The sequence below is a fragment of the Nocardioides sp. BGA-UO-ETr-FS32 genome (assembly GCF_059567905.1).
This window is the reverse complement of sequence record NZ_JCAQOX010000014.1, coordinates 139,813-162,762: the sequence shown is the minus strand read 5'-3', so window position 1 is coordinate 162,762 and position 22,950 is coordinate 139,813. Positions and strand designations below refer to the sequence as shown.

Annotated in this window: 24 protein-coding genes; 6 read left to right on the top strand and 18 right to left on the bottom strand. The window is 71.0% G+C overall.

Annotation, left to right across the window (positions count from 1 at the left end; genetic code table 11):
* Positions 1 to 15: 15 nt before the first annotated feature.
* The 7 genes from AC57BS_RS10650 to AC57BS_RS10620 all read right to left on the bottom strand — a co-directional run bounded on the left by AC57BS_RS10650 (position 16) and on the right by AC57BS_RS10620 (position 7,899).
* Positions 16 to 1,194 carry a glycosyltransferase family 4 protein gene (locus AC57BS_RS10650; protein ID WP_496411415.1) on the bottom strand — a complete coding sequence of 393 codons (1,179 nt, stop codon included), beginning with the start codon at positions 1,192 to 1,194 and terminating at the stop codon, positions 16 to 18.
* A complete protein-coding gene (locus tag AC57BS_RS10645; protein ID WP_496411414.1) occupies positions 1,191 to 1,847 on the bottom strand; it encodes an acetyltransferase in 657 nt (218 codons plus the stop codon). Before AC57BS_RS10645 ends, AC57BS_RS10650 begins: the two co-directional genes overlap by 4 nt.
* Positions 1,840 to 2,451 (bottom strand): sugar transferase, encoded by a 612-nt coding sequence (locus tag AC57BS_RS10640; protein ID WP_496411413.1) that lies wholly within the window; start codon positions 2,449 to 2,451, stop codon positions 1,840 to 1,842. The genes AC57BS_RS10645 and AC57BS_RS10640 overlap by 8 nt, the downstream gene beginning before the upstream one ends.
* Entirely contained in the window at positions 2,448 to 3,596 is a 1,149-nt protein-coding gene (locus tag AC57BS_RS10635) for a DegT/DnrJ/EryC1/StrS family aminotransferase (protein ID WP_496411412.1), read from the bottom strand. The genes AC57BS_RS10640 and AC57BS_RS10635 overlap by 4 nt, the downstream gene beginning before the upstream one ends.
* Complete coding sequence (locus tag AC57BS_RS10630) at positions 3,593 to 5,452, bottom strand: polysaccharide biosynthesis protein (protein WP_496411411.1); 1,860 nt, start codon at positions 5,450 to 5,452, stop codon at positions 3,593 to 3,595. Before AC57BS_RS10630 ends, AC57BS_RS10635 begins: the two co-directional genes overlap by 4 nt.
* A 166-nt stretch (positions 5,453 to 5,618) precedes the next feature.
* A complete protein-coding gene (locus AC57BS_RS10625; RefSeq protein ID WP_496411410.1) occupies positions 5,619 to 7,403 on the bottom strand; it encodes a DUF4012 domain-containing protein in 1,785 nt (594 codons plus the stop codon).
* Between the two features lie 79 nt (positions 7,404 to 7,482).
* On the bottom strand, positions 7,483 to 7,899 hold the full coding sequence (locus tag AC57BS_RS10620) for a hypothetical protein (RefSeq protein ID WP_496411409.1): 417 nt from the start codon (positions 7,897 to 7,899) through the stop codon (positions 7,483 to 7,485).
* Between the two features lie 217 nt (positions 7,900 to 8,116).
* Here AC57BS_RS10620 and AC57BS_RS10615 point away from each other — a divergent pair, with 217 nt between their 5' ends.
* Both AC57BS_RS10615 and AC57BS_RS10610 read left to right on the top strand, forming a co-directional pair.
* Positions 8,117 to 9,499 carry a tyrosine-protein kinase domain-containing protein gene (locus AC57BS_RS10615; RefSeq protein ID WP_496411408.1) on the top strand — a complete coding sequence of 461 codons (1,383 nt, stop codon included), beginning with the start codon at positions 8,117 to 8,119 and terminating at the stop codon, positions 9,497 to 9,499.
* Positions 9,500 to 9,580: 81 nt separating this feature from the next.
* On the top strand, positions 9,581 to 10,939 hold the full coding sequence (locus AC57BS_RS10610) for a helix-turn-helix domain-containing protein (RefSeq protein WP_496411407.1): 1,359 nt from the start codon (positions 9,581 to 9,583) through the stop codon (positions 10,937 to 10,939).
* A gap of 41 nt (positions 10,940 to 10,980) precedes the next feature.
* On the opposite strand, the gene AC57BS_RS10605 is transcribed toward AC57BS_RS10610, so the two are convergent.
* The 8 genes from AC57BS_RS10605 to AC57BS_RS10570 form a co-directional block, all read right to left on the bottom strand.
* Positions 10,981 to 11,103, bottom strand: a complete 123-nt coding sequence (locus tag AC57BS_RS10605; protein WP_496411406.1) for a hypothetical protein — start codon at positions 11,101 to 11,103, stop codon at positions 10,981 to 10,983.
* A gap of 274 nt (positions 11,104 to 11,377) precedes the next feature.
* A complete protein-coding gene (locus AC57BS_RS10600; protein ID WP_496411405.1) occupies positions 11,378 to 12,820 on the bottom strand; it encodes a sensor histidine kinase in 1,443 nt (480 codons plus the stop codon).
* Positions 12,821 to 13,020: 200 nt separating this feature from the next.
* The gene (locus tag AC57BS_RS10595) at positions 13,021 to 13,323 is read right to left on the bottom strand and encodes a DUF1416 domain-containing protein (RefSeq protein WP_129455677.1); all 303 of its coding nucleotides are present in this window, start codon (positions 13,321 to 13,323) and stop codon (positions 13,021 to 13,023) included.
* A gap of 1 nt (position 13,324) precedes the next feature.
* Positions 13,325 to 14,173 (bottom strand): sulfurtransferase, encoded by an 849-nt coding sequence (locus AC57BS_RS10590; RefSeq protein WP_496411404.1) that lies wholly within the window; start codon positions 14,171 to 14,173, stop codon positions 13,325 to 13,327.
* Between the two features lie 35 nt (positions 14,174 to 14,208).
* Entirely contained in the window at positions 14,209 to 14,682 is a 474-nt protein-coding gene (locus AC57BS_RS10585) for a DUF4395 domain-containing protein (protein WP_496411403.1), read from the bottom strand.
* 285 nt (positions 14,683 to 14,967) lie between these two features.
* Positions 14,968 to 15,462, bottom strand: a complete 495-nt coding sequence (locus tag AC57BS_RS10580; RefSeq protein WP_496411402.1) for a TlpA family protein disulfide reductase — start codon at positions 15,460 to 15,462, stop codon at positions 14,968 to 14,970.
* 114 nt (positions 15,463 to 15,576) lie between these two features.
* Complete coding sequence (locus tag AC57BS_RS10575) at positions 15,577 to 17,772, bottom strand: carboxypeptidase-like regulatory domain-containing protein (protein WP_496411401.1); 2,196 nt, start codon at positions 17,770 to 17,772, stop codon at positions 15,577 to 15,579.
* 181 nt (positions 17,773 to 17,953) lie between these two features.
* Complete coding sequence (locus AC57BS_RS10570) at positions 17,954 to 18,250, bottom strand: MoaD/ThiS family protein (RefSeq protein WP_496411400.1); 297 nt, start codon at positions 18,248 to 18,250, stop codon at positions 17,954 to 17,956.
* Between the two features lie 44 nt (positions 18,251 to 18,294).
* Here AC57BS_RS10570 and AC57BS_RS10565 point away from each other — a divergent pair, with 44 nt between their 5' ends.
* From AC57BS_RS10565 to mshD, 3 genes are all read left to right on the top strand, one after another.
* Positions 18,295 to 19,026 carry a winged helix-turn-helix transcriptional regulator gene (locus tag AC57BS_RS10565; protein ID WP_496411399.1) on the top strand — a complete coding sequence of 244 codons (732 nt, stop codon included), beginning with the start codon at positions 18,295 to 18,297 and terminating at the stop codon, positions 19,024 to 19,026.
* A 450-nt stretch (positions 19,027 to 19,476) separates the two neighbouring features.
* Complete coding sequence (locus AC57BS_RS10560; protein ID WP_496411398.1) at positions 19,477 to 19,752, top strand: hypothetical protein; 276 nt, start codon at positions 19,477 to 19,479, stop codon at positions 19,750 to 19,752.
* Positions 19,749 to 20,582, top strand: coding sequence for a mycothiol synthase (gene mshD / locus AC57BS_RS10555; RefSeq protein WP_496411397.1), 834 nt, complete (start codon positions 19,749 to 19,751; stop codon positions 20,580 to 20,582). The genes AC57BS_RS10560 and mshD overlap by 4 nt, the downstream gene beginning before the upstream one ends.
* Before the next feature lie 90 nt (positions 20,583 to 20,672).
* Here the strand turns inward: mshD and ygfZ are convergent, their stop codons facing one another.
* From ygfZ to AC57BS_RS10540, 3 genes are read right to left on the bottom strand one after another with little or no spacing between them, the layout of a single operon-like run.
* Positions 20,673 to 21,608, bottom strand: coding sequence for a CAF17-like 4Fe-4S cluster assembly/insertion protein YgfZ (ygfZ, locus tag AC57BS_RS10550; RefSeq protein WP_496411396.1), 936 nt, complete (start codon positions 21,606 to 21,608; stop codon positions 20,673 to 20,675).
* 9 nt (positions 21,609 to 21,617) lie between these two features.
* Complete coding sequence (locus AC57BS_RS10545; RefSeq protein ID WP_496411395.1) at positions 21,618 to 22,052, bottom strand: Fur family transcriptional regulator; 435 nt, start codon at positions 22,050 to 22,052, stop codon at positions 21,618 to 21,620.
* A 10-nt stretch (positions 22,053 to 22,062) separates the two neighbouring features.
* Positions 22,063 to 22,557 carry a heme-binding beta-barrel domain-containing protein gene (locus tag AC57BS_RS10540; RefSeq protein ID WP_496411394.1) on the bottom strand — a complete coding sequence of 165 codons (495 nt, stop codon included), beginning with the start codon at positions 22,555 to 22,557 and terminating at the stop codon, positions 22,063 to 22,065.
* 23 nt (positions 22,558 to 22,580) lie between these two features.
* Between AC57BS_RS10540 and AC57BS_RS10535 the strand changes: the two genes are divergently transcribed.
* Positions 22,581 to 22,943 carry a DsrE family protein gene (locus AC57BS_RS10535; RefSeq protein WP_496411393.1) on the top strand — a complete coding sequence of 121 codons (363 nt, stop codon included), beginning with the start codon at positions 22,581 to 22,583 and terminating at the stop codon, positions 22,941 to 22,943.
* The last annotated feature ends 7 nt before the right edge of the window (positions 22,944 to 22,950 follow it).

The window sequence follows — 22,950 nt, the reverse complement described above, 5'->3', positions numbered from 1 at the left end:
GGACAGAAATCGCGGTCATCGTTCACCCACGAGCACGTCGACGTAGCGCGCCACCACGTCTTCCTCGACGAAGTCGGTCATCACGCGCCGTCGAGCGTTCTCACCGAGCAGCTGCCGCGCTTCGCGGTCGTTGAGCAGACCCGCCACCGCCTTGGCGAACTCTCGTGGACTCTCTGGCGCGACCAGCACGCCCGTCACTCCCGCCTCGATCGCATCCCTCACGCCGGTCACGTCGCTTCCCACGGTCGGGACACCCGCGGCCGCCGCCTCGAGAACGACCGTGCCGAAGCCCTCGCGTCGCGTGGGCAGGAGCAAGACGTCCGCCGCAGAGTAAGCGGCCGAGGGGTCCGCTACGTGCCCAAGCATCGCGACGGTGGGGTCGCTCGCAAGAGCTGCGAGCGCCGGCGGAGCCGGGCGCTGCGATGTGTCGACCTCTCCGATGACGACGAGGCGCGCACCCTCCACCTGCGCGCGGACCTCGCTCCAGATCATCGGCAGGTCGTTGATTCCCTTGTCGACGCTCAGCCTGCCGACGAACAGCACCACCAGGTCGGCGTCCAAGACACCCCATTGTCGGCGCGACTCGCTGCGCCTCTCGGCGGTGAACTGGAACCGCGCGGCATCGACGCCGGAGATGCTGCCGCGTCCCAGCACGCGCACCTTCGACCGGGAGACGACGCCCTCGTCGACGGCGGTGTCGGCGACGGACTGACTGACGGCCAGGACGTCTGTCGCCATCGCGCAGGAGAGCTTCTCGAGGAGCCGGAACACGGTTCGTCCTCCGCCGCGCATCGTCTCGTACCTCAGGCCGTGAATCGTGTAGACGCGACGGCACACGCGTGCCAGGACGGCCGCCAGCCCGACGACGAGTCCGGCCTTCGGAGTACCGATGTGAATCGCCTCGATGCGATCACGACGAAGGACGCGCCACGTCGTTAGTAGCGCCCGCAGGTCCGCCGCGGGTGAGGGCTCGCGACGCAGGTGGGGAATCATCCGAACGATCGCATCTGTCTGTCCGGTGACGTCAGGGAACTCCCCGGGTCCGGCCAGGAGACTCACAGTGGCGCCTCGTGCCAGCAGCTGATCGACATGAGGCACAAGGAAGGCGTCGATGGTGATCGGGGCGGCAGTGGCGACGGCGCACCGGGATGCTTTCGGCAACGCGTGACCAGCAGCTTGTTCGTGAGGGGTCATGCGCCCATGGGCTTGGCCGGAACTCCGACCGCCACGACTCCAGCGTCGAGGTCGCGAACTGCACAGGCAGACCCCCCGAGAACGGCGCCAGCGCCGATGGTGAGCCCGTTCAGGACGACACCAGCAACGCCGATGAGCACACCATCCTCGATGACGCAGTCACCCGAGATCGAGGCCAGTGGGTTCACGCTGACGAAGTCACCGATCGAGCTGTCGTGACCGACCGTCACATTAAGGTTGATGTGGACGTGCTGGCCGACGGTGATGTTCGTGGTCAGTCGTGCCCCTGCGCAGACAACGGCGCCAGCACCGATGCTCACACCGAAGCCATGGGTGACGCTGGGATGGACCAGCGTCGCGGCCCGGAAGCTCGCTGCGTCGTAGCGCTCAGCCATCAGCCGACGCACTCGGGGGCTGCCAATGCCGACGACGTAGGACACCGGGTTGGCCCAGTTCAGTGGAACCCCAGTGTCGCCGAGGAAGTCGACACCGCGAAGCGCCAGCCGTTCGAGGTTCAGCTCGTTCGGCGCGTCATCGACGACGCCGACCAGCTCCCACACCGGCTCCGGGCTTTCCGCGTTCACCGCGTCGATGATGTCGATCACCTCGCGGCCGAAGCCCCCGATCCCGATGACGACGATCGGCTCAGCCATGCCCTTCTCCAATGAACTCAGGCATGGTCGGCTGGCCGTCGGCAGAGATCCCGTCCCGGCGCGGGACCTGGGCAATCGTCTGCCAGACGATCCACGCGTCCAGTCGCAGACTGCGGCGGTCGACGTACTCGACGTCCTTGGCGAACTTCTCGGCCCAGGAGATCGCGTTGCGGCCGCTCACTTGAGCCAGCCCGGTGACGCCCGGCCGCACCTCGTGGCGGCGCGCCTGCTCCGGCGTGTAGCGATCGAGGTATCGCACCAGCAGCGGCCGCGGGCCGACGAGGCTCATGTCACCGCGCACCACGTTCCACAGGGTCGGCAGCTCGTCGAGGCTGGTCGAGCGGAGGAAGGCGCCGAACGGCGTCATCCGCTGCTCGTCCGTCACGAGTCCCCGCGACTCGTCGGGCTCCAGCATGGTGCGGAACTTGGCCAGCTCGAAGATCTCGCCGTCCTTGCCGGGCCGCAGCTGACGGAACAGGAGGGGCGATCCCAGCTTCCGGCGTACGACGAGGGCCAGGACAGCCTGCAGCGGCGCGGTGAGGATCAGCGCTGCCGATCCCACCACCACGTCGATGCCACGCTTGACGGGGTCGTAGGGTTTCACGCAGCGGTCACCTCGAGGATCGCCCGCTCAATGCGCTCGAAGTCATCGTCCGACAGTACCGAGCCGGCTGGGAGCGTCAGTCCGTGGTCGAAGATGCGCTCCGACGTCCCGTCGAGCACCCCATCAAGACCGGCAGAGATCGGCTGGAGGTGCATCGGCTTCCAGACCGGACGGGTCTCGATGTTGGCGCAGTCGAGAGCAGCGCCGAGGTCGGCCGCCGTCCAGGGGGACACGGCGGGGTCGACGACGATCGGGGTCAGCCAGCAGTTGTCACCCGCGTCGTCCTGGCCACCGAGGATCCGCACGCCCGGGCTGTCCGCGAACAGCGCGCGGTAGCGCTCGCGCCACTCGCGACGACGCGCGATCATGTCGTCGAGTCGCACGAGCTGCGCCCTGCCCATGGCGGCCAGGATGTTGGAGAGCCGGTAGTTGTAGCCGACCTCGACGTGCTCGTAGTGCGGGACCGGTTCGCGCGCCTGCGTGGAAAGCTTGCGGACGTGGTCGGCGAGGGCTCGGTCGTGCGTCAGCAGCATGCCGCCGCCCGAGGTCGTCATGATCTTGTTGCCGTTGAATGACAGGACCGCCGCGTCACCGAAGGAGCCGGCCGGGCTCCCGTGGTGCGTGGCTCCCAGAGCCTCAGCGGCGTCGGACAGGACCTTCGCCCCGGCCGCGGCCGCGACGGGCACGAGGCTCGAGTAGTCCGCGGCCTTGCCGAAGAGGTCGACGGGCACCACGACGGGGACGCTGCGGTCATCGGCGCGCAAGGATGCGAGCGCCTGCTCGAGGAGCGCCGCGCTCATGTTGCCCGACTCCTCGTCGCTGTCGACGAAGAACGGCTCGGCGCCGACGTAGCGGATCGCGTTGACCGTCGCGGCGAAGGTGAAGGTCGAGACGGGCACGACGTCGCCCGGGCCGACGCCCCACGACACCAGGGCGAGGTGGAGGGCCGCCGTGCCGGACGCGAGGCCCACGGCGTGGGGGACGCCCACGCGTGCCGCGATCTCGGCCTCGAAGGCGTCAAGGTCGGGACCGGCCGGCGCCACCCAGCCCGACCGCATGGCCCTCATGACGTAGTCCTGCTCCAGCGCACCCACGTCGGGCGGGGACAGCAGGATGCGTGGCTGGGTCTCGACGTCGACAGTCACGATGCCTCTCCATGCTCGCGGCCATATCCGTGGGCCCCCACCAGCTCCGACTCGGACCCGTGCACCCAGTCCTCGAAGGCTTGGAGCAGTCCTAGGTGGTGGTGCTCGGCGACGTCGAAGGAGCGTACGACGTCGACCGACAGCGGCTCCACGTGCGCGTGGGAGACGAGCGGGTGCTTGGATCGTTCGTCGCTCTCGGCAGCACCGAAGAGCTCCTCGTGCAGCTTCTCGCCGTCGCGGAGGCCGGTGTAGACGATCTCGATGCTCTTGCCGGACATCGCGATGAGCTGCTGGGCCATGTCGACGATCTTCACGGGCTGGCCCATGTCGAGGATCATCACCTCGCCGTCCTCGCCGATGGCGCCGGCCTGGATGACGAGCTGCACCGCCTCCTCCACCGTCATGAAGTAGCGGGTGACCTCGGGGTGGACCACGGTCACGGGGCCGCCGGCCTCGATCTGGGCGGTGAAGGTGTGCAGCACCGACCCGCGAGAGCCGAGGACGTTGCCGAAGCGCACGCTGAGGTAGGCCCCCTCCGCCCGACGGGCCATGTCGGCGGTCAGGCGCTCCGCGGCGCGCTTGGAGTAGCCCAGGACGCTGGTGGGGTCGGCGGCCTTGTCGGTGGAGATGTTGACGAAGGTGGTCACGCCCACGGCGTGCGCAGCCTCGAGGACGTTGGCCGTGCCGAGCACGTTGGTCTTCATCGCCTCGTGGGGATACTGCTCGAGCATCGGGAGGTGCTTCAGCGCCGCGGCGTGGAAGACCACCTCTGGGCGGCGGTCCTCGAAGACGCGCCGCAAGGCAATCTCGTCACGGATGTCGTTGAGCACCACGTCGGGGCTGTCGAGCAGGGCACGGCCGTGGATCGAGAGCTGCACGCCGTGCAGCGCCGACTCGTCGCGGTCGAGCATGATCAGTTCAGCGGGGCTGAAACGGTGCAGCTGGCGGCACAGCTCCGAGCCGATCGAGCCGCCAGCGCCGGTGACGAGCACTCGCTTGCCGGTGACGTATCCCGCGATCGACTCGAGGTCGGTCTGGATGGCGGCACGGCCGAGCAGGTCGCGCATGTCGACGTCACGGACGTCGCGTACGTCCGCCTTGCTGGCGAAGGTCTCGGCGAAGGACGGCAGCACCTTTGCGGTGATGCCGAGCTCGGTGCTGCAGTCGACGACGGCCTTGATCAGCTCCTTGCTGGCGCTGGGGATCGCCACGACCACCGCGGTTGCACTCGTGGCACGCACGACGCGCTCGAGGTCGGCGACGGTGCCCAGGACCGGGACGCCGAAGTGGCGGCGCTTGCGCATCCACGGGTCGTCGTCGAGGAAGCCGACCGGCACGAGACCCGAATCGGGGTGGCTGCGCATCGAGTGCGCCAGCCGGGCACCACTGGCGCCGGCACCGACCACCAGGGTGCGCTGGCCGTCAGCGGCCGTCAGCGGAGCCAGGCGCATGGTGAGCCGACGCCACAGCGCCCGGGTGGTCAACATGAGGAAGAAGCCGAGGAAGGTGGCCGTCAGGGGGAGGCTGCGAGCGATCCACAGGGGGTCGGTCAACGCGTTGGCGACGAAGACGACCAGGCCGGCCACGGCCGTCGCCGTCCCGAGCAGGAGGGTCTCCTCGTTGGTGGCGACCCCGACGCGGCCCCGGTAGAGGCGTCCGACGAGGCCGATGACCCACTGGAGCGCGACGGCCCCGGCGACCACGAGCGCCACATGCTGCCAGGGGACTGGAGCGAGTCCGTCGTAGCGCACCACGACGGCGAAGAAGTAGGCGGCGGCGAGCGCCAGCGCGTCGAGCGCCATCAGCATCGCCGTCCTGCGCCCGCGCACAGCAGACTCGAGCCCCAGCACAGTCATCGACATGTCCCCACATGTGTTGATCGCCTCAGAGAGGCAGCAAGACCCAGTTCCCCGAGAACGGTCATCCCTGATCCTAAGTCAAGCGTGCCCTGACGCGTGACCATCTCGTGGCACGGGCGTGCAAATCCACCCCGGAGGGTGGACAGAGGACGCGTGACGTCCATCACTTCTCCACACCGGCGCACGGCGCTGGGACGAACTGCTTGCCCCCGCCGCGCTGCACGCCGGGCGTGCTGATGAGCTCGACGCCGCCGGAGTGGCCCGCGCCCGAGGTCGCGCGCCAGGTCAGGGTGACCACGTCACCCGGCTCGAGAAGGATCGGCACGGAGACGATCGGGCGGCCCTCGAAGGTGCGGTTGGTGCCGGTCGACTTCACGCCGTTGACGACGACGTCGGTGATCTTGCCGCCCACGGGAGCGACGAGGTCGAAGACGTTGAGGTGGTCGCCTCGTGCGACGCCGTACGTACCGGGCCCGGTGACCGTGGGCGGCAGCGACGCGGCGTCGCCCGGCGCTGTGGAGTGGATCCGCAGCGAGCCGCTAAAGCCGATCACACCGGCCGCGCACGAGACGCTGCTGATGCGGGCGTCGTAGTCGAGGAAGTAGCCCATCTTGGACCCGGTGGCGTCGTTGACGTAGACGCCCGCCTGAGCCGCTTCCCCGGACTCGGTCGGGAAGGCGCCGGCGACGCGGGTGCCGTCGAGCCGCTCCTGCTCGTCGTCCTTCGCGAACTGGACGAGCAGGCGCCCCTCGGTGGCGCCGCGCGAGAGCGCGCTGACGAGGGCGGACGGGCTGGTGCGCGGGTCGAGGAGCCGGTCGAAGGTCGTGGTGAGCACCTCGGCGAAGAACGCGTCCTCGGCCGCCGGGTCGTCCTGGTAGCGCAGGTAGGGCTGGTGGAGGATCTCGTCGACGAAGGTGCTGCTGGTGAGCCGGCGGTCGCCGACGGTGATCGGCCCGGTGGCCTTGATCAGGTAGGACAGGGCGACCGGGTCGACCGAGATGACGCCGTCGACCTCCTGCCCGGTCTCGAGCTTCCACCGGGCGGCCATCAGCTCGCTCGCCCGCTCGAAGTCGGGGATGAAGACGGCGTCCTGGAAGTACGTTCCCGGCTGGTCGAACCAGATGCGGCGCTCCTGCTCGGTGAGCGGCAGGACGGGCCGGTCGAGCTCGCCGAACTCGCTGGCCGCGACGGTCCCGCCGAGCGTGACCATGCCCCGGTCCGCGCGCAGCGGCGCCATCAGACCGGGCATGCCGCCGAGCGACCGGGGCTCGGCGTTGTTCTGGAAGACGAGGAGGTAGTCGCGAGGACCGTCGCGACCGAGCATCGCCGGCAGCAGCTCCGCGGCGCGGGTGGCGCCGTCGAGCGTGCTGACACCCTCGTCGACCTCGCGGATCAGCGCCTCGAGCTGGGGCCGCAGCTCGCGCACCAGACCCTCCAGCCGGATGTCGTCGAGCTCGTCCTGCGCCTCGACGAAGCCGTCGCGGGCCTCGGCGAGAGGCGCCGCGGCACGGGCGACCCGGTCGACCGGGAGCCGTCCGTCGCGCGGCGCGAACGTCTCCGCGCTGAGCCCGCTCCCGACCAGCGGACCCGCCCCGTCGCGGGCCACGATGTCGACGGCGCGGGAGACCCGTGCCGTCGCGTCGAAGTCGTCGCCGAGGGCCGGCAGCGCGCTGAGCACCTGCCAGGTCGGACCCGACGTACGGTCGGCGGCGGCACCGGCGTGCGACTGGAGGTCGTCGACGACCGCGGCGGCGTCACCGTCGCCGGCCAGCGCGCCGGGCAGCGCCACGGCCTGGGCCCGGGCGGCCGTCAGGTCGCGCTGGACCTGCCAGACCGTCCAGCCCGCCCAGAGGGCGCCGGCGACCGCCACGGCAAGAGCCGTCGCAAGAACCCAGCGCCACCGGCGCCAGGTCGCGCGCTGCGCCCGCTCGCGTGTGGTTCTCGCCACAGTGAATTACCCCGTCATGACTGCTGCCCACCGGCAGGGCCTGGTGGGCAGCAGATCGTTGAAGCGTGTGGTGCCCGGATCAGAAGCGCTTGCGCACCCGGATCTTCTCGGTCGAGGCCTCGCAGTTGCGGAAGACCGAGGTGGCCTTCGCCCTGGTCTGGAACTCGACGTAGTAGTTGCCGGTCCGCTCGAACCTGAAGTAGCGCGTCTGCGTCTTGTTGGCGGCGCCGCTCCAGAAGGAGCCCTTCTCGACGACCCCGGTGCGCTTGCGGATCACGGTGTAGTTGACGCGACCCTTGGGCGTGATGTTGCCGTCGGCGGTCCACTTGAACTTGACCTTGACCCGGTCACCGGGGCCGACCCTGGTGTCGTCGGCGACCGCGACGCACTCGGTGTCGATGCTGCGCGGGTAGGGGTCTGCCTGGGCAGCGGGTGCGATCAGCATCGTGCTGAGCGCAGCGAACGTGGTGGCGGCGGCGATGGCCGTCTTCTTCATACTGAAGAGCCTTCCGAAAGAGAGAGTGGGATCGTCCCCGGTATTTTTTCGATCCGAGCCGACCCTACGGCAAGGTGGCCTTGACGCGGTCAGCGGGGAAACCGTAACCCGGAAAAGCAACAAGACGGTAAATGAACGGTGACTCCGGTCGAGTTGCCCGCGCCGTCGCTCGTGGCTGACACTGGCCACTCATCTGACTCTGGGGGAACACCGACTCGTGGAACTGTCCGACTACCTGCGCATCCTGCGCCGTCGCTGGCGACTCGTCGTGGCCATCCTCCTGCTGGTGCTGGTCGCGGCGGCGCTCATCACGTGGCGCACGACCCCGCAGTACCAGTCCACGACCCAGCTCTTCATCTCCACGAGCGCCTCGTCCTCCGCCGAGGCCTACCAGGGCAACCTCTTCAGCAGCCAGCGCCTGTCGTCCTATGCCGACATGGCCGCCGGCACCGAGCTCGCCACCCGCGTCGTTGCGGCGACCGGCAGCGACCTGACGCCGGCCGAGCTGGCCGCGAAGGTGACCGCCCAGGCCTCCCCCGAGACCGTCCTGCTCAACGTCTCGGTCACCGACCCCGATCCGGTGGTTGCCCAGCAGCTCACCCAGACCTACGGCGAGGAGCTGATGGCGCTCGTCGCCGAGCTCGAGACCCCTCCCGGACGCAACAAGCCCGTCCTCAAGGCCACCATCACCGACGCGGCCAGCCTCCCTACGAGCCCCGTCTCTCCCAACCCCGTACGCAACCTGGGCCTCGCCTTCGTGCTCGGCCTGCTGCTCGGCGTCGGCCTCGCGGTCGTGCGCGAGCTGCTCGACACCAGCACCAAGTCGGCCGACGACGTGACCACCGCCCTCGAGGCGCCGATCCTCGGCACCTTTGCCTTCGACAGCGAGGTCGGCAAGCGCCCGCTGCTCACCGAGCTGAACTCCCACGAGCCGCGCTCCGAGGCCTTCCGGGTGCTGCGCACCAACCTGTCCTTCGTCGACATCGACGCCGCGTCCAAGGCGTTCGTGGTCACCAGCGCGCTGCCCGGCGAGGGCAAGTCGACCACCGCCGTCAACACCGCCCTCGCCCTCCAGCAGGCCGGCGAGCGCACCCTGCTCGTCGACGGCGACCTCCGCCGTCCCCAGGCCGCGGAGCTGCTCGGCCTCGACGGCACGATCGGCCTCACCACCGCGCTCGTGGGCAAGGTCTCCGCGACCGACGTGATCCTCAGCCACGCCTCCGGCCTCCACGTGCTGGCGTCCGGCGCCGTCCCGCCCAACCCCTCCGAGCTGCTGCAGTCGCAGGCGATGGCCTCTCTGCTGCGCGAGCTGCGCGCGGCGTACGACGTCATCATCATCGACGCGCCCCCGCTGCTACCGGTCACCGACGCGGCGCTCATCGCCTCCCAGGTCGACGGCGCCGTGGTGGTCGTACGCCACGGACGCACCACCCGCGAGCAGCTCGGCGCCGCGCGCGAGCGCCTCGACGCGGTCGGCGCACACACTCTCGGCGCCGTGTTCAACATGGTGCCCAGGAAGGGCCGCGGCAACTACGGCTCGGGCTACGGGTACGGCTATGGCTACGGCTATGCCCCCGATGCACCACCCGCCGGGTCCTGATCGGCAGTCGCGCCTGACCCATACGTGGGACTTTGCCGGAAATCGTCACCACGTTGTCAAGTCGTGCCTCACAATGTCCGGATGGATCCGCGGCATGCCGACCTGCTGGAGCAGACCGACCGTGAGGCGCTGGGCCGTCGCCTGAGGGCGGCTCGCCTCGCCCGGGGGCTGACACAGGGCGACGTCGCACACGACATCATGTCCGTGGCCTTCCTCTCCCGCATCGAGGCAGGCCACCGCGGGCCCACCTTCCCCGCGCTGGTCGCGCTGGCGGAGCGGCTCGACGTCACCGTCGAGTCACTGCTGGGCGAGCCCGACCGCCACGTGGTCGACGAGATCCGGCTGGCGCTCGACTACGCCGAGCTGTCCCTCGAGTCGGGCCAGCCCGCGGACGCCGAGAGGCACCTCCAGCAGGCCCTGGAGAAGCTCGACACCTCGCGCATCGACGGGATGCGCGACCGCGCCCGGCTGCTGCACGCCCGGGCGCTCGAGGCCACCCAGCGCGAGGACGACGCGATCGTCGAGCTCGAGGAGCTCGCCGACGACGAGCAGGTCAACGGAGTCACCCGCATCAAGGCCGGCATCGCGCTGAGCCGGATCTATCGCGAGACCGGGGACCTCGGTCGCGCGATCGAGTGCGGCCAGCGCGTGATGACCTACGTCGAGGAGGCCGGCCTGGCCGCCTGCGACGAGGCCGTCCAGCTCGCCGTCACCCTCGCCGCCGCCCACTTCGAGCGCGGCGACACCGGCCACGCCGTACGGATGTGCCGCAAGGCCATCACGCAGGCCGAGGCGCTCGGCACGTCCAAGGCGCGTGCCTCGGCCTACTGGAACGCCAGCGCCATGCAGGCCCGTCGTGGTGACGTGGCAGCGGCCGTCCCGCTTGCGGAGCGCGCGCTCGCGCTGCTGGGCGAGGGACAGGACGCACGCAACTTGGCCCTCCTGCGCGGCGAGGTGGGCCGGCTGCAGCTCGAGCTCGACCCGCCCGCCCTCGACGACGCGCGGCACAACCTCGAGCAGGCTGCGGCCGAGATGGAGTGGAGCCCCTCCACCTCCTCCGACCGGGCCCAGGTGCTGCTCGGCCTCGCGCGAGCCGCCTTCCTCTCCGGGGACGTGCCGGCGAGCCGCGACCTGGTCGCCCAGGTGCACGCTGTCGCCAACGGACACCTGCCCCTCGCCGAAGCCGAGGCGTGGGCCTTGCGCGGCAGCACGTACGCCTCCGAGGGCGACTCGGCTGAGGCGAGCTCGTGCTTCCAACGAGCCGTGCTCACCCTGTCGGCGATCGGTGCCGACAGGTCAGCCGCTCAGCTGTGGTTCGACCTGGCCGACCTCCTCGGCGGCGTGGGTCTGACCGAGGCCGCGTCGGACGCCTATCGACGTGCCGCGGCGTCGACCGGGCTGCGGGCGCGCGTGGTGTCCCCCACGCTCGCCCGCAGCTGAGTCTGCTGGACCCGCCCAGCGGGCCCGACAGGGTCAGGTGGTCAGCAGCACCAGCCAGTGCGGGCCGTGTCCTTGCCCGGCCCGGCCTCGGCCGGGCCAGCGAAGCCGGCCAGGCTGACGAGGGCGATGGTGGCGACGAAGATGCGGGCGGCCTTGCGGTTCATGGTGTCTCCCAGGGTGGGGTGCTGTGGTGGGGTTGAGCAGGCTCCCGAGCGGCTGCAGAAGAAATCTTGTCAAAACAGATGCCGAGTGTGGCGTTCTTTGGCAAACTTGGGCAAGTACTACTGGCAATTCCCTGTACTGCCAGTGTGCGACACACTCGCGACTCCCCCTCGCGAGACACGCACCGGTCCCCACCCGGTTGCCGTCGGACCCCTCGCCCCACGCGGGGGGTCCCCGCACGTCCGGCCCCCCGTACGCCGACGCGTCGGACGCGCCTCAGCGCGGGATCGCGACGCGGACCGCCGTGCCCCGGCCGGGAGCGCTTGCGAGCGCGACGTGCCCGCCGTGCGCCTCCACGATGGTGCGCACGATCGTGAGGCCCAGCCCCGTACCGGGCACGTTGAGCAGGCGCGCGTTGGCGCCGCGGAAGAACCGTCCGAAGACCTCGTCGAGGTCGCCCGCCTCGATGCCGACGCCCTCGTCGGCGACGACAAGCTCCAGGCCGCCGGCGACCTCGGCGAGGTCGACCGTGACGACTCCCCCGGGCTCGCTGTAGGCGATGGCGTTGTCGAGCAGGTTGTCGAGGACCTGCCGCAGGCGCATCCCGTCGGCGACGGCGACCAGCGACGCGGGGCGCCGGCACTCCAGGCGTACGCCTGCGCTCTCCGCGTCGAGGCACGCCGCGTCGACGGCCTCGGCGAGCAGCATCGCCACGTCCACGCGGTAGGGGTCGACGAGGGCCGACCCGGCCGAGGCCCGCGTGCTGAAGATCAGGTCGGCGACGAGGTGGGACAGGCGGAGCATGTTGCGCCGGGCCGCGGTGACCTGCTGGTGACCCTCGGCGCTCACGTCGGCCGACTCGTCGAGCAGCTCGAGATAGGCCAGCGCCGACGTCAGCGGCGTACGGAGCTCGTGGGACACGGTGGACACGAACTCGTCCTTGACGCTCATCGCGCGGACGAGGTCGCTGACGTCGTGGTAGGCCAGCACAGCCCCCGCGAAGGCGCCGGTGCCGTCGAGGACCGACCGGGCCGACACCGACAGCGCCCGCCGCGTCGCGGGGTCCTCGCCGACCCACAGCCGGACGTCGTTGAACTGCTCGCCCCGCGCCGCGCGTGCGGACGGCATCTCGTCGGGCTCCAGCGGCTGCTGGTCGGCGTCGTAGGCGAACCCGGCCTGACCGACCGCGCCGGGGTGCCCGCCGGGGAACGCGAGGTCGAGGAGCTCGCGCAAGCGGGTGTTGTGGGCGAGGTAGGCGCCGTCGGCGTCGATGTGCAGCAGGCCGACGTTGACGCCCTCGAAGACGGCGTGGGCCTTGCGCCGCTCGACCTCGGCGGCGGCCTCCGCCGCGTCGAGCCGGTCGACGAAGGCCTGCCGCTCGGTGAGGTCGGCGATCTGGGTGATGAAGTGAACCGGGGCGCCGTGCGCGTCGCGCAGCAGCGCGACCGACAGGTCGCCGATGACGGTGGTGCCGTCGGAGCACACGTAGCGCTTGGTGATGCGGTAGGAGCCGATCTCGCCCGCCAGCGCCTGGGCGACGAGGCGCAGGCAGGCGGCGAGGTCGTCGGGGTGGGTGATGTCCTGGAGGGTGAGGGTGGCCATCACCTCGGGGTCGTAGCCGAGCAGGTCGCACAGCGCCACGTTGGCGGTGAGGACGTCGCCTGACGGCGAGACGAGCGCCATCCCGACCGGGGAGTGCTCCATGGTCAGGCGCCACATCTCATCGGTGTCGGGTGCCCGAACCACCTCTGTGACCACACTTGCTCCCTCGACGACACAGCCCGAGGTCTCACCGTAGGACGCGGGCCGGCCCGGTCGCGGGGCTGTGGGGGAACCGAGGCGAAAATGAGGGGATCACCCCGCGCTCGGCGCACGGGGTGATCCCCACCTGTCCAGACCAGTCGGCGGACCGGAGGTGCTCAGGCCGTGACGAGCACCTGCACCTCGGCCACCGAGCCGGTGGCGGCCACGACGCGGGTGTCGACCGGCTGCGCCTTGGGCGCGAGCGTGCGCAGCGTCCACTCGCCGTCACCGGCGAAGAAGCGGAAGTGCCCCGTCGCCGAGGTGGGCACCTCGGCGGTGAACTCGCCGCTGCGGTCGAGCAGCCGGACGTACGCGTTGGGCACCGGCTCGTCGCCTCGCAGGACCTGGCCCTGGATCACGGCCTCCTTGGCGACGTTGACGCCGTCGAGCGACAGCCCGCCCTCCTTGGCTCCGCACATGTCAGGCCTCCCCGGGCTCGTCGCCGAGGGCGACCGGGACGCCCACGAGGGAGCCGTACTCGGTCCACGAGCCGTCGTAGTTCTTGACGCTCTGGTGACCGAGGAGCTCCTTGAGCACGAACCACGTGTGCGAGGAGCGCTCACCGATGCGGCACAGGGCGATGGTCTCCTTGGAGTCATCGAGGCCGGCGGCACCGTAGATCTCGCGCAGCTCGTCGTCGGACTTGAAGGTGCCGTCGTCGTTGGCGGCCTTCGACCACGGGACGTTGATCGACGTCGGCACGTGGCCGGCGCGCTGCGCCTGCTCCTGCGGGAGGTGGGCCGGCGCAAGCAGGCGACCGGCGTACTCGTCGGGGCTGCGCACGTCGACGAGGTTCTTCACGCCGATCGCGGCGACGGTCTCGTCGCGGAAGGCGCGGATCGAGTGATCCTGCTCCTGCGCGGTGTAGGACGTCTTCGCGCGGGTGGGCAGCTCGTCGGTCAGCTCGCGGGAGTCGAGCTCCCACTTCTTGCGGCCGCCGTCGAGGAGCTTGACGTCCTGGTGGCCGTAGAGCTTGAAGTACCAGTAGGCGTAGGCGGCGAACCAGTTGTTGTTGCCGCCGTAGAGCACGACGGTGTCGTCGTTGGACACCCCGCGCTCGGACAGCAGCGCCTCGAACTGCTCCTTGTTGACGAAGTCGCGGCGGACCTGGTCCTGGAGGTCGGTGGTCCAGTCGAGCTTGATGGCTCCCCGGATGTGGCCCTTGTCGTAGGCAGTGGTGTCCTCGTCGACCTCGACGAGGACGATGCCGTCGGTGTCGAGGTTGTCCTCGACCCACTGGGCGGTGACGAGCGAGTTCTCGCGGCTCATGGTTGGTGTGCTCCTTGTGGTGGAAAATCGTTGGATCAGACGGTGGCGATGAAGCGGCGGACGAGCAGGTAGACCTCGCATCCGAGGCAGAACGCGAAGGCGGCGTTGAGCAGTGCGGCGACCAGCGCGAAGCCGACGGCGACCTGCCCGACGACGGTGGCGCCGGCCAGCAGGGCGACGAGGCCGACGAGTGCGAAGGCCAGGCCCACGGCCTGGGCGAAGCGCGGCGGCTCCGGGGCCTCCCACTCGGTGGGCGGGCCCAGCCGGGGGCGTACGAGCGTCCGGAACAGCCACGCGTGCGGCGTGGCCTGCACCCCGCGTACGGCTCCGACGGCGAACAGCGCCGCCTGGACGGCGAGCAGCGCCGTGCCGTACGGCTGCGGGAGCAGCAGGACGGCCACCAGCACGACGGCGGTCAGCCCGGCGGCGAGCTGGGGACCGCGGGGGTCGATGCCGCCGTCCGGGCGGACGCCGGCCGCGGCGGCACGGGGGTGGGCGGTGGTGGTCATGTCTCTCCTGAGGTCGGTCGGCACAGCACGGGGCCGGACGCGCCGGGACGTGACCCGGCGCAGGGTCCCAACCGGAGAGCACGGTCCAGCGGATCGCCGGACGGCAGGGCTCAGGTGAGCGGTGGGACCACTACGACATTCGACACAGCGCCGAGCGGACGCGGCAGTGGTCCACTGCGCGGCGCTTGGTGAGCATGGTCGAGGACATGGCGACGACAGTAGGCGGTCGTCGCCGCCCTCCTCGCTTCGGTCTCACCATGTGGTCCATGCATCCACATCCTGAGATCAGGTCGCGGCCAGGGCGGTCAGCACCTGGTTCCGCGTGGGCGCGCCGGTGGCCCGCGTGACCTCGACCCCGCTGGCGTCGAGGACGATCGTGGTCGGGGTGCGGAGGATGCCGAAGGCCCGCGTGGCCTCGAGGTGGTGCTCGGCGTCGACCTCGACGTGCGCGACGCCCTCGACCAGGCCGGTCACCTCGCCGAGCACCCGCCGCGTGGCACGGCACGGGGCGCAGAAGGCACTGGAGAACTGCAGGAGCGTGGCCCGGTCACCGAGCGTCCCTCCAACGCTGGCGACGAGCTCGGCGCCGGGTCGCGCGACGGGGTCCGCGGTGCCGTCCCCGTCCGGCGTCGGCGAGGCCGAGGTGCCCTCATCGGCCAGCGGCTGGGACCGGCGTACGGCGTGGGTGCCGCGGAAGCGGCCGTCGGTCGCGGCCCGCCACAGGCCGAAGGACAGGGCGAGCACGACGGCGGCGAGGGCGATCCAGGCTCCGGTGGTCACACCCGGCCAACGACGACCGCCGCCGGATTTGTTCCGGGCCCTGCTCCGGATGCAGAGCGGGGCCCCGGGAAAGTCCCGGGGCCCCGCCTGCGTGCGGTGTGCGTCGAGCAGGGATCAGCGCTTCTTGACCTTGATGGTCCGCGCGACCTCCGCGTCGCCGTACTTGTCGCCCTTGAGCGTGATGAGGAAGACGACCTTGTTCTTGCCCTTGGTCAGCTTCTTCAGGGTCAGCGCGGCCTTGCCGTTGCGCAGCTTGGCCTTGCCGATCTTCTTGTAGACCGGCGCCCCGAACTCGTCGGTGCGGACGATCTTCTTGGCGACGACCGTGCCCTTGAACTTCTTGGCCTTGACCTTCTTGGCCGACACGGTGACCTTGGCCTTGGCGCCCTTGACGGCGACCTTGACCGTGGGCTTCTTGGCGATCTTCTGGGTGGTGGCCGTGGCCTTGCCCGTGACGCCGTCGTTGCTGGCGGTCACCTGCAGGGCGATCCGCTCGCCCTTGAACTTCTTGGTGACGTTGAGCGTGCGGCCCTGGCCGACGACCTGACCGTCGACGAGCCAGGCGTACTGGTAGGTCGTGTCGCCGTCGAGGGTCCACACGCCGGGGGTCGCGCGGATCTTGCCGCCGAGGTAGGGGTTGCCCTTGATCTCGGGGCGGCGCAGGGCGCGCATGCCCTCCTCGAGGTCGGCGTCGATGCCCGAGACGGTCTTGCCGCTGGTCACCTTGATGGTCTTGGCCGTCGCGTAGTTGGTGTTGTCGTACCACTCGGGGCCGAAGAACTTCCCTGAGAAGCTCGAGTCGGCGAACAGCACCTTGTAGGTGCCCGGCTTGAGCGAGGTCACGTTGTAGGTGCCGTCGTCCTCGATCGAGGCGAAGCCGAAGCTGTTGTCCGAGACGAGCCCGTCCTTGGCCTCGACCATCTGCACCTGGACACCGTCGAGCGAGACCGACGACTCAGTGGAGACTGCGCCGGAGATGCCGCCGGTGAGCGGCAGGGTCACGTTCACGCCGGCAGCAGGCACCGGCGCCGGGGCGGCGGCGGTGTAGGACTGCGCACCGCCGTACCACCGCTCGAGGCGGTAGTACTGGCCGTCCTCGCGCGGGAGCTCGTCGCTGACCGAGATCTTGAACTGGTTCTCCGACGAGCGCGTGCTGGCCGGGTCGAGGTCGGTGAACGCGTACTGGCCGGCCCGGTTGGTGACGGCGAAGTCGTACGCGAGCTCGCGACCCGCCGCGGCCGGCGTGTCGTAGGCGGTCACGGTCGCGCCGATGACCGGCGCGCCGGACGAGTCGGTGATCGTGCCGCTGAGGTCGATCGTCGCCGGGTCGACCGTGAACGACGGGTCATTGGCAAGGGCTGCGTCGATGCCGGCGACGGTCGCGCCGCCGTTGAGGACCACCTCGGTCGCCGAGGCCTGGTCGGGCTTGTCGGCGAACCACTCGCCGGCGAACTGGCCGACCGGGTCGCTGAACTCGACCTTGTAGACGCCCTCCATGGCCCGGTCGATCCGGAACACGCCGTTGGCGTCGGTGTAGTCGGTGTAGGACGAGCCGATGCTGTTGTTGCGGTAGGCCTCGACGCGGACCCGCTCGAGCGCGGTGCCGTCGGTGTTGGTCAGACGGCCGGTCAGCACGCCGCCGCGCACGACGCCGATGTCACCGAGCGCCAGGGGCGTCGCGCCGAGGGTGATCGCGTCGGCGGTCTCCTCGGTGGTCTTGTCGGTGTACCACTCGTCGGCGTAGCCGTCGGCGCTGATGAACAGCTTGTAGGAGCCGGCGAGCGAGGCACCGATCTTGAAGGTACCGTCGCGCTCGATGCGCGCGGACGACACGAAGTTGCCGCCCGCGTGCAGCTCGACGGAGCCGCCGCGCACCGGACGACCGGCGCCGTTGACGATGCGACCGGTGGCGGTCGGTGCGGCTGCGAGGGCGACCGGAGCGAGCGTGGTCGGGCCGGTGACCGCGACGGCGTCAGCCGTGGCCAGGTCGGGCTTGTCGGTGTAGAACTCCGTCGCGAGCGTGCCGTCCAGGCTCTCGAACTCGAACTTGTAGGTGCCGGGCTCGAGCGGGAGGTTCATCCGGCCGTCGGCCAGGTACTGCCGCTCCTCGATGAAGTAGCTGCCGTCGCTCTGGCCGAGGTAGGCCGTCACGAGGCCCTCGACCGGGTTGCCGGCGGAGTCGGTGACGGTGGTGGTCACGCCCACCGGTGCGGCGCTGGCCGGCGCGATGGCCAGGGCGCCCGTGGCGAGCGCACCCGCTGCCACGATGGATGCCAGGCGCCTCGACGCACCGGCTGATCGGATCTGCATTGGTTGTTCCCCCTGGAACTGTCGTCGTCATGGAGCCGCGCGCGCAACACGACGACAGCCGTCGTCGAGCTAGCACGTCCCCCGTGCGGAGCCATGGGACTCCGGACGGGAGTATGACCGACTGGCCGCGTCCCAAACCTCACCGGGCTCGCGAATCGCCGACGGTGGTCCCTTGGCGGGCTCAGCCGCCGGCGAACGGCGGGAGCAGCTCGACGACCGCACCCGGGCGTACGACGACCGTCGCCGGGTCCTGCGAGCGGACCGGCTGCTCACCGAGCAGCACCGAGCAGACCCCGACGGTGCGCGCCATCTGCTCGCCCGGGTGTCGCTCCAGCACGAGCTCGACGACCTCGGCGAGGGTCAGCTCGCCGGTCGTCTCGAAGACGTCCTCCGCCGTGCCGGCCGCGGCCCGGGCGCCCGCCCAGTAGCGCACGGTGACCGTCTCATCCTCGCGATCGCGTCCAGTGCCGTCACCCATGCGGGATATCCTTCCTCATCCCCGGTGGACGAGGAGGCCTGCCCATGAGCGCACTGCTGCTGCTCACGAGCGCGCTGCAACCCTCCGCCGAGGTGCTCCCCGGTCTCGCGCTGCTGTCCCACACGGTCAAGATCGTGCCCGCCCAGGGCAGCGCACTGCTGGACGCCCCCGACTCCGACCTCGTCCTCGTCGACGGGCGCCAGGACCTCGCCGCGGCACGCGACCTCTGCCGCCTGATCCGCACCACCGGCACCGACGCCCCCGTGCTGCTCATCGTCACCGAGGGCGGCCTCGCCGTGGTGGCCCACGACTGGGGCATGGACGACGTCGTGCTGCACACGTGCGGCCCGGCCGAGCTCGACGCGCGGATCCGGCTCGCGGTCGGCCGCTCCAGCGCGGCCGCACCCGACGACCCGTCCGCGCACGTGATCCACCGCGGCGAGGTGGTCGTCGACGACGCCACCTACACCGCGCGCATCGGTGGCCGCCCCCTCGACCTCACCTACAAGGAGTTCGAGCTCCTGAAGTACCTCGCCCAGCACCCCGGGCGGGTCTTCAGCCGCGAGCAGCTGCTCCAGGAGGTCTGGGGCTACGACTACTTCGGCGGCACCCGGACCGTCGACGTCCACGTACGCCGCCTGCGCGCCAAGCTCGGCACCGAGCACGAGCACCACATCGGCACCGTCCGCAACGTCGGCTACCGCTTCGTCGTGCCCACCCGCGACAAGGACGCCGAGGAGCAGCCCCGCTCGTCGCGCTCGCGGAGCGACGCCTGAGCCGAGACTGCGGGAATCATCCCCGTGACATGGCGCGAGCGACCTTCCCCACTGAGTTGTCCACAGCCGGATCGGGCCCGGCATCATTGTCAGTCCGACCGGGCAGACGTACGCCATGCGACTCGACGCCGTCTCCACCGTCCTCGCCCGCCAGGACGGCCTCGTCAGCCGCCGCCAGCTCTTCGAGGCGGGGTCGACCCAGACCCGGCTCGACACCCTGCTGCGGCGTCGCGAGCTCGTCGTCGTCCATCCCGGCGTCTGCCTCACCCACACCGGGACGCCCACCTGGAACGATGCTGGGCCGCGACCCTGTACGCCGGCCGCTCCGCCCTGCACCTCACGACCGCCCTGCACCAGCCCGGCAGGCTTCCCCCACCGACGGGGCCGGTCCACGTTGCCGTCGACTGGACCCGCCGGATCGCTCCCCAGCCCGGGATCCGCATCCACCGGGTGCGCGACGACGTGGAGGCGCGCGACACCGATGCCGACCGCGATCTCGACGACCTCGCGCTGGGCAACGTCACGCCCCGGTTGCGCTATCGGCAGATCTTCACCACGCCGTGCCGAACGGCCTCCCGCCTGGCTGCCGTCTTCCGTGACCGGGGCTGGGACGGCGCGGCGCACGGATGCGGCGCGCCCGGGTGCGACCTCGGGGAGGATCGTCGTGACATGTCGCGAGCGACCTTCCCCACTCCTCACGCGGCGGGTCTAGGGTCCTCGCCATGAGCGTCACCACCGACCGCGTCGAGGAGATCGCCGCAGAGGCCGCTGCCGCCGACGGCGCCGACCCGCTCGACGAGGCCGCACGGATCGCGCTGGCGGACGGCGGGGCCGAGGTGGTGGCCGAGGACGACGCCTTCGCGCTCGTCCACGACGGCGACCTGTCGCTGGTCGTTCGCCCCTCCGCGCGGGGCCGCGGCCTCGGCGCCGCCCTGCTCGGCAGGGTCGAGGAGTCGTACGGCGGGCCCCTGGTCGCCTGGTCGCACGGCAACCACCCCGCAGCCGCCCGCCTCGCGGCCTCCCACGGCTGGGAGCGCGTACGCGACCTGTGGGTGATGCGCCGGCCGTCCTCGCGGTCGCTGCCCCCGCTCGAGCCGCCCGCGGGTGTGACGATCCGGTCGTGGCGCGACGGCGACGCCGCCGACGTCGTCGCCGTCAACGCGGCCGCCTTCGCCGACCACCCCGAACAGGGCGCGATGGACCTCGAGAACCTCGCTCGCCGGATGGCCGAGTCGTGGTTCGACCCGGCCGGGCTCCTGGTCGCGGAGGACGCGTCCGGGTTGCTCGGCTTCCACTGGACCAAGCAGCACGACGAGCGCCTCGGCGAGGTCTACGTCGTCGGTGTCGCGCCCGCCGCCCAGGGGCGTGGCCTCGGCAAGGTGCTCACGCTGGCGGGCCTGCACCACCTCGCCGGCCTCGGCGTGGACGAGGTGCTGCTCTACGTTGAGGCCGACAACGCCCCGGCGGTCGCGGTCTACTCCCGGCTCGGCTTCGAGCACGCCGACGCCGACACGCACGTCCAGTACCGCCGCCGCCGCGGCGACGTCGACATCTGAGGACGCGGCGGTCGTTCCGGAGGCCGATTCCCGTTCACCACGTCCTCAGATATCGAGGGGGCGGGCGGGCCGTGACCCGAGCCGACGGCCTCAGCGCAGTGGGCGGACGTGCAGGCCGACCTCGGGGTCGACGACGACCTCCTGCGCGGCGGGCATCTCGTCGACGGTGAGGGTGGCCTCGACCGGGACGTTGCGCTTGACCAGGGCGAGCGCGATCGGACCGAGCTCGTGGTGGCGGGCGCTCGAGCCGACGAAGCCGACGTCGCGCCCGTCGTACGACACGGGCGAGCCCGCGGCGGGCAGCCGGTTCTCCGAGCCGTCGAGGTGCAGCAGCACCAGCCGGCGCGGCGGCCGGCCCAGGGTGTGCACGCGGGCGACCGTCTCCTGGCCGCGGTAGCAGCCCTTCTCGAGGTGTACGGCGGGGCCGATCCAGCCGACCTCGTTGGGGATCGTGCGGTGGTCGGTGTCGATCCCGAGCCGCGGCTCGCCGCGTTCGATGCGCAGCGCCTCGAACGCCCAGAGCCCGCAGGCCGGTCCGGCTGCCGCGGCGTACGCCTCGAGCCGGTCGCGGGGCACGAGGTCGTAGCGGCCGATCCCCTCGCCCGGGCGCCACATCACGGCGAGGTCGTCGACGAGCGAGATCTCGACGCGGGTCATGAACTTCATCCGCTCCAGCCACTCCACCAGGGCCGCTCCGGCGCCGGGCTCGGTGTGCGCGGTGAACGACTCCCCGTCGTCGACGCCGGTGAAGGCGTGCTCGACGTGGCCCTGCGGGCTCAGCACCAGCGCCTGCGTCCAGGTGCCGGGGGCGAGCCCCTCGAAGAACTGGGTCGTGAGGCTGTGCAGCCAGGACAGCCGGTCGGGGCCGGCGATCCGCACCACGTCGCGGTGCGAGAGGTCGACGAAGCCGTCGCCGGCGGCGAGGCTGCGCTGCTCGGTGTTGAAGGAGCCGTAGTGGGCGGCCACCGGGGCGTCGATGCCGTCACCGGCGACGGCCCCGGGCAGGGCGAGGAGGGGGCTGGCCATGCCCCGAGTCTAGGTCGGTTCGGGTGAACCGGTCGCCGCCGAGCACTCCGCACAGGTCCCGAAGATCGCCAGGTGCCCGACGTCGACCGAGAAGCCGTCCTCGCCCAGCGCCGCGACCAGCGACTCGACGAGGACGGGGTCGTAGGAGCGTACGGAGTGGCAGCTGCGGCACACGACGTGGACGTGCTCGTGCTCGAGGGTGGAGTGGTACGTCGGCGCGCGGTCGCTGAGGTGCGTGTGGCGCACCAGCCCGAGCTCCTCGAGCACCTCGAGCGTGCGATAGACGGTGGAGGCGTTGACCGAGCTCACCTGGGCGCGCACGTGGGCGAGCACCTCGTCGGGTGTCGCGTGCCGCAGCTCCTCGACGGCGCGCAGGATCAGCTCGCGCTGCGGGGTCAGCCGCAGCCCCTGCTCGCGCAGCCGGCCCGCCAGGTCGTCGCTCATGGGATGTCCATCAGGCGCGCTGGAGCCGCGCCCAGGTGTGCGGCTGGAGCTCCTGGCCGACCGCGGCCATGTCGTAGGCGTAGAGCAGGTCGCCGTCGACGTTGCCGTACATCCGGGACCCGGCGGTGACCTCCTTGGCGGTCTCGGTGAAGGCGACGCCCGCGGTGTGCATCTCGAGCTTGCCGCCCTCGGCCGCGCCGTACCAGATCTCCGAGAAGCCGATGTTGTGCGCGAGCAGCAGCTCGACCTTGCCGGGCTCGGGGCAGCGCAGGAAGCCGGTCTCCATCGCGGCGTTGCGGATGAACTCGCCGTCCTCGTCCTCGAGCCACGCGCGTGACATGTAGTGGAAGAACGGTCGCCCGTCGTGGGTGAAGATCAGCTCCTGGCCGAAGTGGAACTTTTCGATCGTCGGGTAGTCACCGTGGCCGTTGCCGCGCCAGGTGCCGAGCAGCCACGCGACGGGGCCGCAGTTGGGGTGGAGGTTGTCCGGCAGCTCGAAGGGCATGGGCGTCACTCTAATGTGAGGGCATGGCTCGATCACTGGTCGTCAAGGTCACCTGCGGTGCCGAGGACGCCGAGCGCTGCAACCAGGGATTCACGGTCTCCGCGGCCGCCGCCGCGTCGGGCGCCGAGGTCTCGCTCTGGCTGACCGGCGAGGCCGCGTGGTTCGGCGTCCCGGGTCGCGCGGAGGAGTTCGACCTCGACCTCGCCACGCCCCTCGACCAGCTGATGGCCGCGGTCCTCACCAGCGGCACGGTCATTGTCTGCTCGCAGTGCGCGGCCCGGCGCGGGATTGTCGAGGGCGACCTGCGCGACGGCGTGACGATCGCCGGCGCGGCGGTGTTCGCCGAGCAGGTGCTGGGCGAGGGTGTCCAGGCGCTGGTCTACTGACGGCAAG